We start from the raw sequence: 13,029 nt of genomic DNA on the forward strand, positions 1-13,029 counted from the left end.
AACGATGGCGCCCGAGTTGGCGGGCCATCTCGTTGATCGGCACCTTGCGTGCGACGAGGTGGTGAAGCCGCCGGCGATCGGCGAGGGTCAATTGCGTATAGCATCGGGACACGCCAAAATCTCCAAGGTGAAGCCATTGAAATCATTGGCATGTCGCACTTGGAAATAGAATGTACCCCGCTACACCGTTTTCGCACGTAAGATGTATTATGGAACTAAAGCGCCGTGTATCTACTTCATCTTCAAGGGCAAAGTGTCGCCCGAACAGCAGCACGATCGCGCACGCGCTCGCCACGATCATCTTCTGCATCTTTCCAGGATGGCTTGCTGGCAAGCTGAAGATGATGCGCGTCGAACATGCCAGACCGTATCGAGAGCGTCGGCCGCCCATCAGAACGTTTCCCCGGTTGAAGTCGAGGTCCTGCGGTCATACTCCTCTTGAGACTGTTCCATGGCCGCGCCGTTCGCCATCGCCCATTGGTAGAGCGCCGCGAAGGGCTCGCGAAGAGACTCGGCCATTGGCGTGATGGAGTACTCGACGCCCACCGGGGCTGTCGGCAAAACATGCCTTCGAACGAGTCCGTTTCTCTCGAGACGCTTGAGCGCATCCGCGAGGGCCTTGTGCGTTATACCGTCGAGACGACGCATGATCTCGTTGAAACGGGACGGTTTCGTGCAGAGTACGCTTAGGATCAGGAGCGACCACTTATTTGCGACTTGCTCGAGCACCGGCCTTGCCCTTCTTGCATCGATCATTGCCTCGTCGATCAACTTCTTTGTCGACTTTTGGGTCCGCCCCGCGGTTGCGGTTCTCGTATCGATAGAACTTGGCACTGATATACTTTCCTATATCTGATTTACACACGGTGCGTATTTCGCACTAGATATAGGAACTATATCTGACTCCTCGTGTTCAATCGCAAGGAGTTCACGATGAGACTCGAAGACAAGATTTCAGTGGTTATTGGTGGTGGAAGCGGTATCGGAGCCGCGATCGCGGCTCGCTTTGCGGCCGAAGGGTCAATTGTCTACGCGACCAGCCGTAAGCCATTCGTGTCCCCTGACCAAGGCCGGATAATCCCGGTCGTTGCAGACGCCGGCCTCGCCTCCGATGTGAAGCAGCTATACGACCGGGTTCGCGAGGAACGCGGCGGAATTGACGTCTTGGTCTTGAACGCGGGCATGTCGGAATACGCAGAGCTCGGCGGCATCTCGGAAGATCTATACGATCGCATATTCGACCTAAACGTTCGCTCTCTCCTCTTTGCCGCACAGAACGCCTTGGAACTCATCCCTGATAACGGTTCGATCGTGTTGATCGGATCCATAGCCGATGCGATCGGTCCGAAAGGATACGGTGTCTACAGCGCGAGCAAGGCGGCGGTTCGATCGTTCACCCGCACCTGGGCAAACGAACTTGCCCCCAGAGGGATCCGCGTCAACGTCGTTAGCCCTGGACCTACGGACACGGCCATGATGGCGGCGACTACAGACGAAGTTCGTGCCGCACTTACCGGGATGATCCCGCTAGGCCGTCTCGGCAGACCTGATGAAGTGGCGGCGGCGGCGCTCTTCCTCGCAAGCAGCGAAAGCAGCTTCACGACCGGCGCGGAACTGTGCGTGGACGGCGGAGCTACCCAGGTTTGACTGTCCGGGGTCCAAGCCTGCCCTTCCCCTGAAGGCAGGATCTACAAAGCCGCCAGCCGCCGGTCAATCCGAGTTTCGGCTCAGTGTTGATATTGCCTCGAATCGACCCAGTCTGACACTTCACTCCGATCTTACAGAAGCAAAAGACCAATTCTTTCAAAAAGTTGGGAACGCAGCAGGTGATCGTAAAATGTGCAGCTGGGTCATTTTCAGCTGATAATCAACCGGCAATACGCTGAGCGTCGCTCGAGAGATGCCTGTCCTATCGCAGAGCGCTTTGTGCTGTGCAAATCCTGTCGATCAGAGCGTCGAGCTCACCCTTTGGGGGACGATTTTTGGAGAAGCGATGCTTCAAATGCATGATCGGTTCGGCGAGGATCTCTTCCAGGTTCTCGGCGCAGCTGAAGTCACCGGCAACGCGCTTGACCTTCGAATTGTCGAAGATCGCGGTCCAGGCCTTGTCGCCGACCAAAGGGCCTACCCAATCCGGATTATACTTGATCAGCGTATCCGTCGGTACGTGGACGATTTTCGCCTCGACACCCAGCAATCTGGCGATCGCCTTCTGAATATCATCCCATAAATGGGCGCGATCGGAGGTGATGTGGAAGATTTCGCTTAAAGCTGCCTGCTTGCCGAAAAGCCCAACGAAAGGCACTGCGAAATCGACCGAGCGCGTCAATGTCCACGGCGTGTGGCCATCACCCGCGACGATCGTGGGCTCGCCATCCAGCATGCGCCGCGCCATTATATCGCTGTCGCCCATCATGATCGGCAGGCCCGTGCGCACGGTGTGACTGGGGCGAACGATCGTCCAGGCCAGCCCCTTTGACGCCATCAGCAGCTCCTCGCAGGCGATCTTGGCCTGGCTGTAGGGCCAGTAGGGATTGATGGCCGGCGTTTTTTCGGTGATGACATAGTGGCGTGCCGGTTTCTCATAAACCGAAGCCGAAGAGATGAAAATGTACTGGCCGCAATTGCCTGCAAACACCTCGATGTCTCGCGCGATCTGATCCGGCGTGAAAGCGATAAACTGGCATATGACGTCATAGTTGGCTCTGGCCAGATCAGCATAGGCAGCCGATCCGAGCTCGCCGGTGATCGAAGTCACGCCAGCAGGCAACGGGTCTCCTCTCAGGCCGCGGTTGTAGACACTGACGCGATGTCCCTCGCCAACAGCACGCTCGACGCAGGGATATGAGATTTGGCCGGTACCGCCAATGAAAAGCACGTTCAAAGCCATGTGAAGGACCTCAGCGTCTGATTGGTAGGATCAATGACTACCATTCATACCGCGAAAATGCCCGATCGTCTCCCGCCGATCACCCCCATGATGACCATCACCATCAAAAAATTGGGAAAGGCTTCAGATCGGCAGCATGCCTGCAGCACCTCGGCAGGTCAAAACGTACCTACCAACGTAGACTGAATTTGCCGACCAGGCTTCCGGCCAGCCCGCTCAGCAAGATGCCGAGCGTGTACCATATCGCGATGAATGGAATGCCGTTTTCGACGCAGGCCCAGGAGTAGACCCAGCCGCCGACGCCCCCGGCGCAAGCGCCTGCAACGAAGCCGGCGAGTGCCGGGCGCGTGGGGGCTGCTCGTCTGAGAAACCACATGTTGGCGCAGAAAGCGGGAATGCCGAAAGCTATGATCAGGAAAGGGCAAAAGGACGCCGAATATCCGATGATCAAACCCGGATAGGATGAAGCCGGCGACAGCCCGAGTTGAGCGATGGCCAGAAGCGCGACGATGCCGAATGCCACGACCGGAACCCGAGCCATACTCCCAATCGAACCCTCTGGGCGCGCAACCCGTTCAAGGGCCACGATCGTCGCGCTCAGTAGTACGGCAGTATATAAGAACTTCACCCAAAACGCCGCCACCGTCACGTGGTGCAGATGCGGGCGAAAACTTAGCGATATCAGCAGTGCGATGGCCGCGCCGATCACGCCGACAATGATTGTAAGCGCAAGCCTCACTCGCAGCGCATGATGGCGAACCGGAGTGAGATCGCTTACCAGAGCCTCGATCAATTCATCATTTTTCGTCATTGGCAAAACCCAGCTTACGTCCAATCGCGCGCATCCCTCGGTGAATGCTGACGCGAACCATTGCTTCCGACTGGCCGCTCTCGCTCGCGGCTTCAGCAGTGGTTTTGCCAGCAATCTTTACCTGCCGCAGAAGCTCCCTTTGTTTGGCAGGCAATTGGTCGAGAAGACGGTCGATGTCGAGGTGAGCAAAGAGTGTCTCCTCTCGAAATTCAGCGGCGATCTCGTCTCCCAAAGCAATTTCTACGCCTCTTCTGCTGCCATTTACCCGGAAGTGATCGATCAGCTTGTATTTCGCGATTTGGAAAAACCACGCGGTGAACGGCCGTTCCCGATCATAGGTAATGCGCCGGCTATGCACCGCCAAAAGCACCTCCTGGACCAGATCCTCGCCATCACGATCCGCATTCGATCCAAGCCTCCTTCGATAAAATGCCAGAAGCAGATCTCGCAAAATGACGAGCAAGCGCCTGTACGCAGCCTCATCGCCGTCAAGCGAGAGAAGCATCAAGCCTTTCAGGACCTGTTCCGATACCGATTTCGTCATTCGCGTGCAGTCATTCGTTGATCGGCGCTATTTGTTACATCCCGAACCGGATTTTTTGTCGCCCTTCTTGCGATCACAACGGCGTGATCGCTGTAACGCATTCGCACAAGCGCCGAATGAGGGGGCGGAATTGAGGGACGATCGGTTGTCTTCGGTAGGATGCCATAGCCGCCTTGCCCCATTTCCAAAGCAATCGCCCTACCCGCTCCAGATAGCTGGATGGGTATCATGTCGAAAAGATGCGAGATATGGAGAGCAGAATGTCGCTCACGAAGTTCAAGATCATGGGTATGGTGCTGGCGCTGGGTGCCGCGACCACACTATCCGCACAGGCTGCCGAAAAGGCGCGCGTTCGCGGCGTCGTGGAAAGCCTTAGCGGCGATACGCTGATGGTCAAATCGCGCGAAGGCAAGGACGTGACGATCAAGCTGAAATCCGGCTGGGCCGTTAACGGCATCGTCAACGCCTCCGTGACAGACATCAAGCCTGGGGATTTCGTCGGCATCGCGTCCGTTCCGACCGACAGCGGCATCAACGGGGCGCTCGAGGTACTGATCTTCCCGGCCGCGATGAAAGGCACCGGCGAGGGCGATTACGGCTGGGATCTGAAGCCGAAGAGCTCGATGACCAATGCGACGGTTGCCAGCGCCGTCACCTCTGTCAACGGCCCCACCCTGTCGCTCACCTATAAGGGCGGCGAGAAAAAGATCTCGATCCCGCCGGGCACGCCGGTCGTCACCTTCGGCAAGGCGACGAAGGACGACATCAAGCCCGGCGCAGGAGTCATCATTAACGGCACAACCGATGGAGACAATACGGTTGAATCCGACCGTGTCGTGGTCGGCATAAACGGCGTCATCCCGCCAATGTGACGCATCGATGCCGCCACCACGGGGCTGCCCGGTTGCCGATCGCATCCGGGCAGCTCAATGAGCGGCGATAGCGTTGCAGCATATGATTTCGGACACCGCCTTTTGGCGGCACGTCAGGAGAATTACCCATGACAAGCATCGAGCAGATCGGCACAGCGCCGCCCCCGCCCCCGCCCCCGGCCAAGATCTTCATTCGCCGTCATTCGGCTCTTACGCGGATAACGCACTGGATCAATGTGCTGTGTTTGACCTTGCTGCTGATGAGTGGCATGCAGATCTTCAATGCCGATCCACAATTACATTGGGGAAACTACGGAGCTGTTGAAGATCCGTCATGGTTCGAAATCGCCAGCAATCAGGATGGCGACAACATCACCGGAATAGTGCGCATCGGCCGTCTCTCGATCACCACAACCGGCATACTCGGTGCCTCCACGGCCGACGGCGAAATGATGCCGCGCGCATTTCCGGCCTGGGCAACCATACCGAGCTACCAGGATCTTGCGGCTGGCCGACGCTGGCATTTCTTCTTCGCCTGGCTGTTTGTCATCAATGGGCTCGTTTACATGACCTACAGCCTCATCGGCGGTCATTTCCGCCGCGATCTGGCGCCGACGATTCAAGACATCAAGCCCGGGAACATCTGGCATGAAATCAAGGATCATGCCCGATTGCGCTTCCCGCAGGGGGAAAAGGCGCGGCACTATAATGCGTTGCAAAAGCTGACCTATCTCATCGTAATCTTCATCCTGCTGCCGCTGATGATCGGTTCAGGATTGACCATGTCACCGGCGATAGACGCCGGTTACCCCTTCCTGCTCGACATTTTGGGTGGTCGCCAATCGGCCCGCTCCATTCATTTCATCACCGCCTGGAGCCTGGTGGCCTTCGTCGTCGTGCATATCGCGATGGTCATTCTCTCCGGGCTTTGGAACAACATGCGTTCGATGGTGACCGGCCGCTACGCTATCATCAACGAGGAGGCCGACCGATGAGCTCCATCTTCACCCGGCGCCGTTTTCTCATTGGCTCGGCCGCCAGTCTGGGCGCCGTGGGCCTGACGGGATGCGATGACATTTCTCAGAACCAGCACGTTCAGAAGGTGCTCGCTCTGGCTGAACGGCTGACCATGGGCACACAGCGGCTCATAGTTTCGCCGCAGACGCTTGCTCGAGAATATACCGACGCAGATATTTCACCGAGCTTTCATCCGAATGGATCAATTCAGCCAAACAGCGCCGAATATATCCAGATGGTCGAAACTCAATTTGCCGAGTGGCGGCTCAAGATCGATGGCATGGTCAATAGGCCGATGGAATTTTCGTTGGCCGACCTAAAGAAGCTGCCTTCTCGCACCCAGATCACCCGCCACGACTGTGTCGAAGGCTGGAGCGCCATCGGGAAATGGCAGGGCGTTCCTCTCGGGCTTATCCTGCAGACTGCGGGTTTGAAGCCAGGCGCTCGTTACGCCGTCTTTTATTGTGCAGATGAACTGGAACAAACCCTCGATGGCAGCGGTCGCTACTACGAGAGTATTGACCTGATCGACGCCTTTCATCCGCAGTCGATCCTCGCCTATTCTCTTAACGGGAAGGATCTGGAAGTCGAACACGGCGCTCCCTTGCGGCTGCGCGTCGAGCGTCATCTTGGTTACAAACACGCCAAATACGTCATGCGCATCGAAATCCGTGACCGGTTTGATGATTTGTGGGGTGGTAACGGCGGGTTCTGGGAAGATCGTGGCTACGAATGGTATGCCGGTATCTGAGATGTCGTAGCAGACGTCAATAATCAGGCACGGCGATCGTAGACGATATCAGTGACATAGGCCGACGATACATCCACGGATCGAGAACCTCGAAACCGTTGTGCTGCCCATTCCGCTATAATCTGCGCCGTCATGTCGTATCCTGCTGCGGAAATGGTAACGGCTACCGCTCGCATTTCAAATCACTCCGCTACTAAATGGAGAGCTTGATCGCATCGACGTTTTCTAGCGAAATTGACGAAGGCGCATCATGGGATGGAGGTGTTGCAAGCCCGACCCACATCTAGCACAGCGACGCTTCAATCGGCGGGCCGGCGCAAAGATGCAACGTCGACCCGCTTGTCAGATGCGAAGATGGTACGAGGGCCTTCTTCTCTATGACGCCATGCGATGGCAACTGTCCGCACAGCGGCGGCAGGCTTTAACGCAATCCTGCATGTCACCGATCCGTTCGCAATCATCCGCGCATTGAGCGCAGATCTCCGCGCATTCACGACAGACGTGGCGATGATGTTCAGAGCCTATCAGCATGAAATGCGCGGCCGTCCGGCATATCTCGCTACAGGCCATCATGAGCTTGAAATGCGGCGGACTGGTGTGCTCTCCTCCAGCCTGGAGACAGTGTCCCATCGCAGTGGACAGGCATTCGCCGTAGCACGCGAGGCAGTCTTCGATGCAGCTCTTCATTTCGGCTGAAACGTGGTGCATTGGCATCCTCCTTACTTGGCTTCGCTGTGGAGCAAGCCGCTCATCTGTTTGATTTCCTTCGTCTGATCGTTAATGATCTTGCGAGCCTTTTGCCGCGCCAGTTTATTATGGCCGTACTTGAGTTCGACCTGCGACATGCTGATCGCACCCATGTGGTGAGCGATCATGCCGCAAAGGAAGGACACGTCCGCATCCTTCTTCATCATTCCCTGCATCATGTTGGAATTCATGCTCTTCATTCCGTCCATGGCCGCTTTCTGGTAGTCGGTCATGTCGCCAGGCATTTGCATGCCCGCCGACGACATCTGCATCTCCTCGGATTTACACGTCTCCGGATAGGTCATCTGCGCCGCTGCGCCGGCAGGTTTCAGCGCGAAGGCTGCCATGGCGATGACCGCTGCAAATGCAATCTTCCTGGTGATATTCATGTCGATCTCCTTCTGATTTGGTTCGATTTCTCTCAACCAAACGAAGATCGAGGCGGCGGATCCAACGCCCTGATAAGGAGGAGCGGACTCGGCTGGATCGTTCGGGCCACGAGATTGTCGGCTTCCCTGATGGGTTGCCCGCCGGCAAAGTAATCAGGAACTAGCGCACAACAATGCGCGACGGAACAACAACACGGCCGCGGTGTGCCTTTTGTCTGCACCTCACGCGCACCGCTCCGTTCGATCATGTTGCCAGTACCGGTCTCTTCAGGACATGCATGGCTCACCGCCGCCACATTTAAGAAGATAGCGGCGGCCATGGCGACGATTCTGAGACAGTGCGAGATTCTTCGAAACGGCATCATGGCGGGTGTTCCCTTTTCCCCGCCGAACGATATCGCCACAAAAATGTTCCGACTGCGCCGCGGAATGCGCGAGACCATGATCGCCAAACTGCGGAGGAGTTCACAAACGCTGAAGTTGGATGTGGTTTGCCGCTTATCACAAGGGCGCTATGCGCCATGTCACATTCAAGTCCGTGTCGGCCAAGACTTGACAATGTACTTGCCTGGTTTAGCCAAAAGGGCCTCTTTCGGAGGCCCTCTCGGCATTATTCAACGATGCGAACAATCTTACGCGTCTTCGGTTGGACGATGACGCGTTCATGGTTCACGACAGCGTAGCCATATGTCGGGTTGTCCGGAACCGGTGTGATGGCAACGGTCTCTGGGAGAGTTCGACCGACGACAATCTGGTCTTGCACGACAGTCTCGGTTGGAGGCAGTGGTTGCTCCTGAACATAGGTGATCACTTTTTGTGGCGGCGGATCGATCGCGGTACCGGCAATCGCTCCGGCAACACCGCCAACTGCAGCACCGACAGGACCCCCTACAACCGCTCCAGTGGCCGCGCCGCCCGCGGCTCCAGTGACCGTGGAAGACTGCGCCAAGGCTGAACCAGCGAGAAGGCCAAAGGCGGCAACCGCTGAAACGATGAGTCTCGTTCTCATAGCATTCTCCTTTGCATTTTAGTTCTTACGAACTGAAAGAAAAATTGCACAGCCATCAGAATGTTCCTCTTTGGCTACCATCTGCAGCCATCACGAGTTTACCTCATGCGACAAACTTCGTGAGCGGCGAGGGTTGCGAAAAATGCGCCGGGCGAGACGTGATACTTGCCGATGACTTCTGTCAACGAACGTTGGCCGCGGCGAACGCATGCATCCCGATGAGTGTGGGAGAAACGCAAGGCAAGCAACGTGTCGGGATCGTAGCCGTACTCGTCATTCAGTCCAGCGCCATCCTTCACCATTCTCGCTAGGGTCGCCCTTTCCAACCTAAGGGTCTACCCTCCTCCGATCGCTTCATTCGCCAAGATAACGCTCGCTCGGAAACAGCCATGGAACTTGGTGCACGACGAACGTCCGCCAGCGTACGCAAAATCATCCCCAACATCAGGGTGCTATAGAATCATGATCCGCCCACAAAGCTAAGGGCAGGCCGGCGAGGACCCAATTCCCATGCTCGATCTTTCGCGAGAGCCATGCTCGACCTAGAACGTTTAATGACAACGAACCGGCTTCTCGCTCGCCTGCCCGCAGATGAATTTCGCAGCATCGGCAAGCAGTTGGAGCAGATCGATCTCGAGCGCGGCTTCAACATTGCCGGAGCCGATTGCCTGATCGACGATGTCTATTTCCTTTCAAGTGGAATTAGCTCCGTCGTTGCCATTTCGCCTGACGGCCAGCGCACCGAAGCCGGCATGGTGGGGCGCGAAGGTTTTTTGCCAATGCCGGCCGGCGTCGGTGGGACGATCAGCATCCACGAGGTCTTCATGCAAATGGACGGTCAGGGCGTACGGATGCCGCTGCATGCGCTCCTTGCAGCATTGCCGGAAAATCCGGTTTTCTCCAACCTTTTGGCGCGTTTCATTCAGACCTTTGCGACACAGATTTCCTATACGGCCCTTTGCAACGCAAACTATCAGGTAGACGAACGGCTCGCCCGCTGGCTGCTCATGTGCCATGACCGGGTGGATGGCGACGAGATTGCTTTAACACATGACTTCATCGCCGCGATGCTGAGTGTCAGAAGGCCGAGCATCACGACGGCCCTGCACGTTCTTGAGGGAAGGAAGCTCATCAGGGCCGAGCGTGGCCGCATTACGATCCGCGACAGAAGAGGACTTGAAGAATTTACTGGCGGCTCCTATGGCAAGCCGGAAGAGGAATATCGTCGCCTTATCGGTGATTTCTGACGGAGCGCTATTTCAAATGGTCGCGAACGACCGCATGAAATGAAACCGAGAACTGCAGCTTACCGGTCTCGTCGTGAACCTCGATATGCTCATCGGGGACCATCTGGCCATTCTTGATCCGCGCGGCGACGAGTTCCCGCACTGCCTTTATTGCACTCGAACGCGCATCATCGATGGTGGCAAATTCATCGCCTTCGCCATCGCGGACGGTTTCGCCATTTCGGCGAATATGAAAGAAGTAGCGTGTCATGCAGGCTCCTTCAGCACTTGTCCACCGCCAGCACCACTGGCGCCATTGCCGCCGCGATCAAAAGAGATCCTTCATCAAACGCCGATATTCCTCTTCCGGCTTGCCGTAGGCGTCATGGGCAAACTCCTCGAGAGCGGCTCGATTTCGAATGGTGATGCTGCCGCGCTCCGCTGTGATGAAGCGATTGCCTTCGAGAATATGCAGCGAGGTGGTGACGCTTGGTCGCCGCACCGCAAGCATTAGGGATATGAATTCATGCGTCAGCGCTATCTCGTTGCCCGATACTCGGTCGTGGCACATCAGCAGCCATCGCGCCAATCTCTCGTTCACGTCATGAAGAGCGTTGGAAATAGCGGTGTAGGCCAATTGGACGGCGAAGGCCTCGATGGAACGGATTATAAGTTTGTTGAAATTTCGATTCCGATCCATGAAATGACGAAACGATCCATAGTTCATCCGATAGGATTCCGCTTCGAGCTGCACAATAACATCATGAGCATTAAATTCGGTGCCAGCAACGGCCGATGTCGGCACATAGCCATCAAAGCCGAACACGCCCGCCTCGGCGCGGCGGCCTTCCGGTGTCACGGCGACGATTGATCCGATGCCGGATGTCAGAAAATAAACATAGTCGATCGACTGGCCGGCTTTTCCGATGAGCGTGCCGCGCGGAAGCGCCACATATTCAAGCTCTTGCGCAATCTGTTCATAATCCGCCGACGGAAGAACGGAGAGCAGTTTGTTTTGCATATTGGACTGGTGGGGGGCTGGCATGACAGCGCTTCCTCCTGGTTAGGCAAGAGCATGGCATGCACGCCTTGCCGTCTGAGCTGCAGCCGGGCAACATGAAAGAAGCTACTCTTCTTGGAGCTGCGTCACAAGGAATGTACGCTAGCAGACAGAAGAGCGGATTTTGTGGCAAAGCTCGCAATTTGGCCTATTTTACACTACGCGGTCGCTCGTTGGATGACGCCTATAAGCCAGTAGCTATTACCGTCCCTGAAATGCGGCAGCGCCCTTCGGCTGAAGAGCTGAAGGCTTTACTTAAATGATATCGGCTCAGGAATGCGGAGCACAAATATCATCTGCGAGATAAAATCTCGCTGGCATGACTTCTACATAGGCGCCACAGGAGCATCGGCAACGGCATGTGACCTTTTCTGCCGAAAAATGGGAGGTGGAGATGCCTGGGAAGACTGATCGGTCCACGCCGTCAACAGATACCCCTTATAGAGCACCAAGAATATCCATATCGATACCCTCCGCTGTTGCGACTCCACGGGGCGGCGGCGATACTCCCTCAGCTCAAGCTCTGCTTGCAGCCATCGTCGAAAGTTCGGATGACGCGATCGTCAGCAAATCCCTTGATGGCTTCATTACCAGTTGGAACAGCGGCGCCGAACGGCTTTTCGGCTTCAGCGCAGAAGAGGCGGTCGGACAGCATATCACCATCATCATCCCGGAAGATCGCCGGCATGAAGAAGACACGATTCTCGCCAGCATCCGCGAGGGAAAGCGAATAGAGCACTATGAGACCGTCCGTCGCCACAAGGATGGAAGTCCGCTCGACATCTCCCTGACGGTTTCGCCCGTTCGCGACAGCAGCGGCGCCATTGTCGGTGCATCAAAAATCGCGCGCGACATTTCCGAACGCAAGCATGCGGCCCAACGCCAGATGCTGTTGCTGCGGGAAATGAGCCACCGCATCAAGAATATCTTCGCCATCATGAGTGCGGTCATTGGAGTAAGCGAGCGCACGGCAACAACCGTCAAGGAACTAACGAGCGACATCCGTGCAAGGGTAAGTACCTTGGCGATCGCCTATGAACTGACGCTGCCAGACATCGGCCTCACCGCCGTTCAGTTTCGCGAGACGTCGCTATTTACACTCGTTAAAGCCCTTTTCGCCGCCCACCAAGGCGCCGACATCGAACGGGCCTCCATTCGCGGCCAGGATGTGCCAGTCTGCGGAACGACGCTGACATCGCTCGCGCTTCTGCTCCACGAATTCTCAACGAATGCAGTGAAATACGGCGCGCTCTCCGCGCCGGCGGGCCGTATTGAGATCGAAGTGCGGTACGATCCGGATTTTGTTTTGACCTGGACTGAAATAGGTGGTCCATCGGTCAACCAACCCGAGGGGCCGGGCGGCTTCGGCTCCCAGCTCGAGCGCGCGACGATTGCATCCCTCCAAGGTGCAATCAGTCGTGATTGGGATCCGGCGGGATTGAAGATTACACTGCGAATTCCAGCCGATGTTCTTCCCCGAACGAGACCGCCGGAAGAGGCTTGAACCGCCCGTTGATCAGCTTCCTAGAGCGGTTCAGCTTTTCGCGGAATCCCTGAACCGCCCTATCTTTTCACGCAATTGCGGGCGAAAGACCGCTACACACTTTTCCTGTAATTGCTCTAGGCAGTAGTGACGATTTAACTATCGCAGCCAATGATTATGGCAGCGATGATGACGAAGCCTCTGAAATTGGCGAGCAACTTGTCGTATCG

The 13,029-nt window shown here is 56.4% G+C and carries 17 protein-coding genes; 7 read left to right on the forward strand and 10 right to left on the reverse strand.

From position 1 onward, the window contains the following. Together FBZ97_RS33915 and FBZ97_RS33920 are read right to left on the reverse strand one after the other, a co-directional pair. The coding region (locus tag FBZ97_RS33915) for a helix-turn-helix domain-containing protein (protein ID WP_145324630.1) at window positions 1–112 on the reverse strand (112 nt) is incomplete at its 3' end. 278 nt (window positions 113–390) lie between these two features. Next, window positions 391–756 (reverse strand): helix-turn-helix domain-containing protein, encoded by a 366-nt coding sequence (locus FBZ97_RS33920; protein ID WP_113388687.1) that lies wholly within the window; start codon window positions 754–756, stop codon window positions 391–393. A gap of 177 nt (window positions 757–933) precedes the next feature. Between FBZ97_RS33920 and FBZ97_RS33925 the strand changes: the two genes are divergently transcribed. Beyond that, window positions 934–1,647, forward strand: a complete 714-nt coding sequence (locus FBZ97_RS33925; protein ID WP_113353131.1) for an SDR family oxidoreductase — start codon at window positions 934–936, stop codon at window positions 1,645–1,647. Window positions 1,648–1,909: 262 nt separating this feature from the next. On the opposite strand, the gene FBZ97_RS33930 is transcribed toward FBZ97_RS33925, so the two are convergent. The 3 genes from FBZ97_RS33930 to FBZ97_RS33940 form a co-directional block, all read right to left on the reverse strand. Further along, window positions 1,910–2,890 (reverse strand): SDR family oxidoreductase, encoded by a 981-nt coding sequence (locus FBZ97_RS33930; protein WP_113353130.1) that lies wholly within the window; start codon window positions 2,888–2,890, stop codon window positions 1,910–1,912. Window positions 2,891–3,059: 169 nt separating this feature from the next. Further along, window positions 3,060–3,701 carry a DUF1109 domain-containing protein gene (locus FBZ97_RS33935; RefSeq protein ID WP_113353129.1) on the reverse strand — a complete coding sequence of 214 codons (642 nt, stop codon included), beginning with the start codon at window positions 3,699–3,701 and terminating at the stop codon, window positions 3,060–3,062. Next, window positions 3,688–4,245, reverse strand: coding sequence for a sigma-70 family RNA polymerase sigma factor (locus FBZ97_RS33940; protein ID WP_113421052.1), 558 nt, complete (start codon window positions 4,243–4,245; stop codon window positions 3,688–3,690). Before FBZ97_RS33940 ends, FBZ97_RS33935 begins: the two co-directional genes overlap by 14 nt. A gap of 284 nt (window positions 4,246–4,529) precedes the next feature. Between FBZ97_RS33940 and FBZ97_RS33945 the strand changes: the two genes are divergently transcribed. The 3 genes from FBZ97_RS33945 (at window position 4,530) to FBZ97_RS33955 (ending at window position 6,885) form a co-directional block, all read left to right on the forward strand. Then, entirely contained in the window at window positions 4,530–5,117 is a 588-nt protein-coding gene (locus FBZ97_RS33945) for a hypothetical protein (protein ID WP_233790026.1), read from the forward strand. Window positions 5,118–5,245: 128 nt separating this feature from the next. After that, window positions 5,246–6,112, forward strand: coding sequence for a cytochrome b/b6 domain-containing protein (locus FBZ97_RS33950; RefSeq protein WP_145324632.1), 867 nt, complete (start codon window positions 5,246–5,248; stop codon window positions 6,110–6,112). Next, window positions 6,109–6,885 (forward strand): molybdopterin-dependent oxidoreductase, encoded by a 777-nt coding sequence (locus FBZ97_RS33955; protein ID WP_113396558.1) that lies wholly within the window; start codon window positions 6,109–6,111, stop codon window positions 6,883–6,885. The genes FBZ97_RS33950 and FBZ97_RS33955 overlap by 4 nt, the downstream gene beginning before the upstream one ends. A gap of 375 nt (window positions 6,886–7,260) precedes the next feature. On the opposite strand, the gene FBZ97_RS35000 is transcribed toward FBZ97_RS33955, so the two are convergent. From FBZ97_RS35000 to FBZ97_RS33970, 3 genes are all read right to left on the reverse strand, one after another. Beyond that, a complete protein-coding gene (locus FBZ97_RS35000; protein WP_145324634.1) occupies window positions 7,261–7,593 on the reverse strand; it encodes a four-helix bundle copper-binding protein in 333 nt (110 codons plus the stop codon). A gap of 11 nt (window positions 7,594–7,604) precedes the next feature. Further along, window positions 7,605–8,021 carry a DUF305 domain-containing protein gene (locus tag FBZ97_RS33965; protein ID WP_145324636.1) on the reverse strand — a complete coding sequence of 139 codons (417 nt, stop codon included), beginning with the start codon at window positions 8,019–8,021 and terminating at the stop codon, window positions 7,605–7,607. 610 nt (window positions 8,022–8,631) lie between these two features. Beyond that, complete coding sequence (locus tag FBZ97_RS33970) at window positions 8,632–9,030, reverse strand: DUF1236 domain-containing protein (protein ID WP_113353122.1); 399 nt, start codon at window positions 9,028–9,030, stop codon at window positions 8,632–8,634. 554 nt (window positions 9,031–9,584) lie between these two features. On the opposite strand from FBZ97_RS33970, the gene FBZ97_RS33975 reads away from it, so the two are divergent. Beyond that, on the forward strand, window positions 9,585–10,277 hold the full coding sequence (locus tag FBZ97_RS33975; RefSeq protein WP_246661950.1) for a Crp/Fnr family transcriptional regulator: 693 nt from the start codon (window positions 9,585–9,587) through the stop codon (window positions 10,275–10,277). 7 nt (window positions 10,278–10,284) lie between these two features. Here the strand turns inward: FBZ97_RS33975 and FBZ97_RS33980 are convergent, their stop codons facing one another. Both FBZ97_RS33980 and FBZ97_RS33985 read right to left on the reverse strand, forming a co-directional pair. After that, entirely contained in the window at window positions 10,285–10,527 is a 243-nt protein-coding gene (locus tag FBZ97_RS33980) for a hypothetical protein (RefSeq protein WP_113353119.1), read from the reverse strand. A 57-nt stretch (window positions 10,528–10,584) separates the two neighbouring features. Next, window positions 10,585–11,301, reverse strand: a complete 717-nt coding sequence (locus tag FBZ97_RS33985; RefSeq protein WP_113388657.1) for a Crp/Fnr family transcriptional regulator — start codon at window positions 11,299–11,301, stop codon at window positions 10,585–10,587. A 35-nt stretch (window positions 11,302–11,336) separates the two neighbouring features. On the opposite strand from FBZ97_RS33985, the gene FBZ97_RS33990 reads away from it, so the two are divergent. Together FBZ97_RS33990 and FBZ97_RS33995 are read left to right on the forward strand one after the other, a co-directional pair. Continuing rightward, complete coding sequence (locus FBZ97_RS33990) at window positions 11,337–11,579, forward strand: hypothetical protein (protein ID WP_145324640.1); 243 nt, start codon at window positions 11,337–11,339, stop codon at window positions 11,577–11,579. A 131-nt stretch (window positions 11,580–11,710) separates the two neighbouring features. Continuing rightward, window positions 11,711–12,820, forward strand: a complete 1,110-nt coding sequence (locus FBZ97_RS33995; RefSeq protein ID WP_145324642.1) for a PAS domain S-box protein — start codon at window positions 11,711–11,713, stop codon at window positions 12,818–12,820. Window positions 12,821–13,029: the final 209 nt, after the last annotated feature.

The sequence above is a fragment of the Rhizobium sp. ERR 942 genome (assembly GCF_007828395.1).
Taxonomy (GTDB): Bacteria; Pseudomonadota; Alphaproteobacteria; order Rhizobiales; family Rhizobiaceae; genus Rhizobium; species Rhizobium dioscoreae.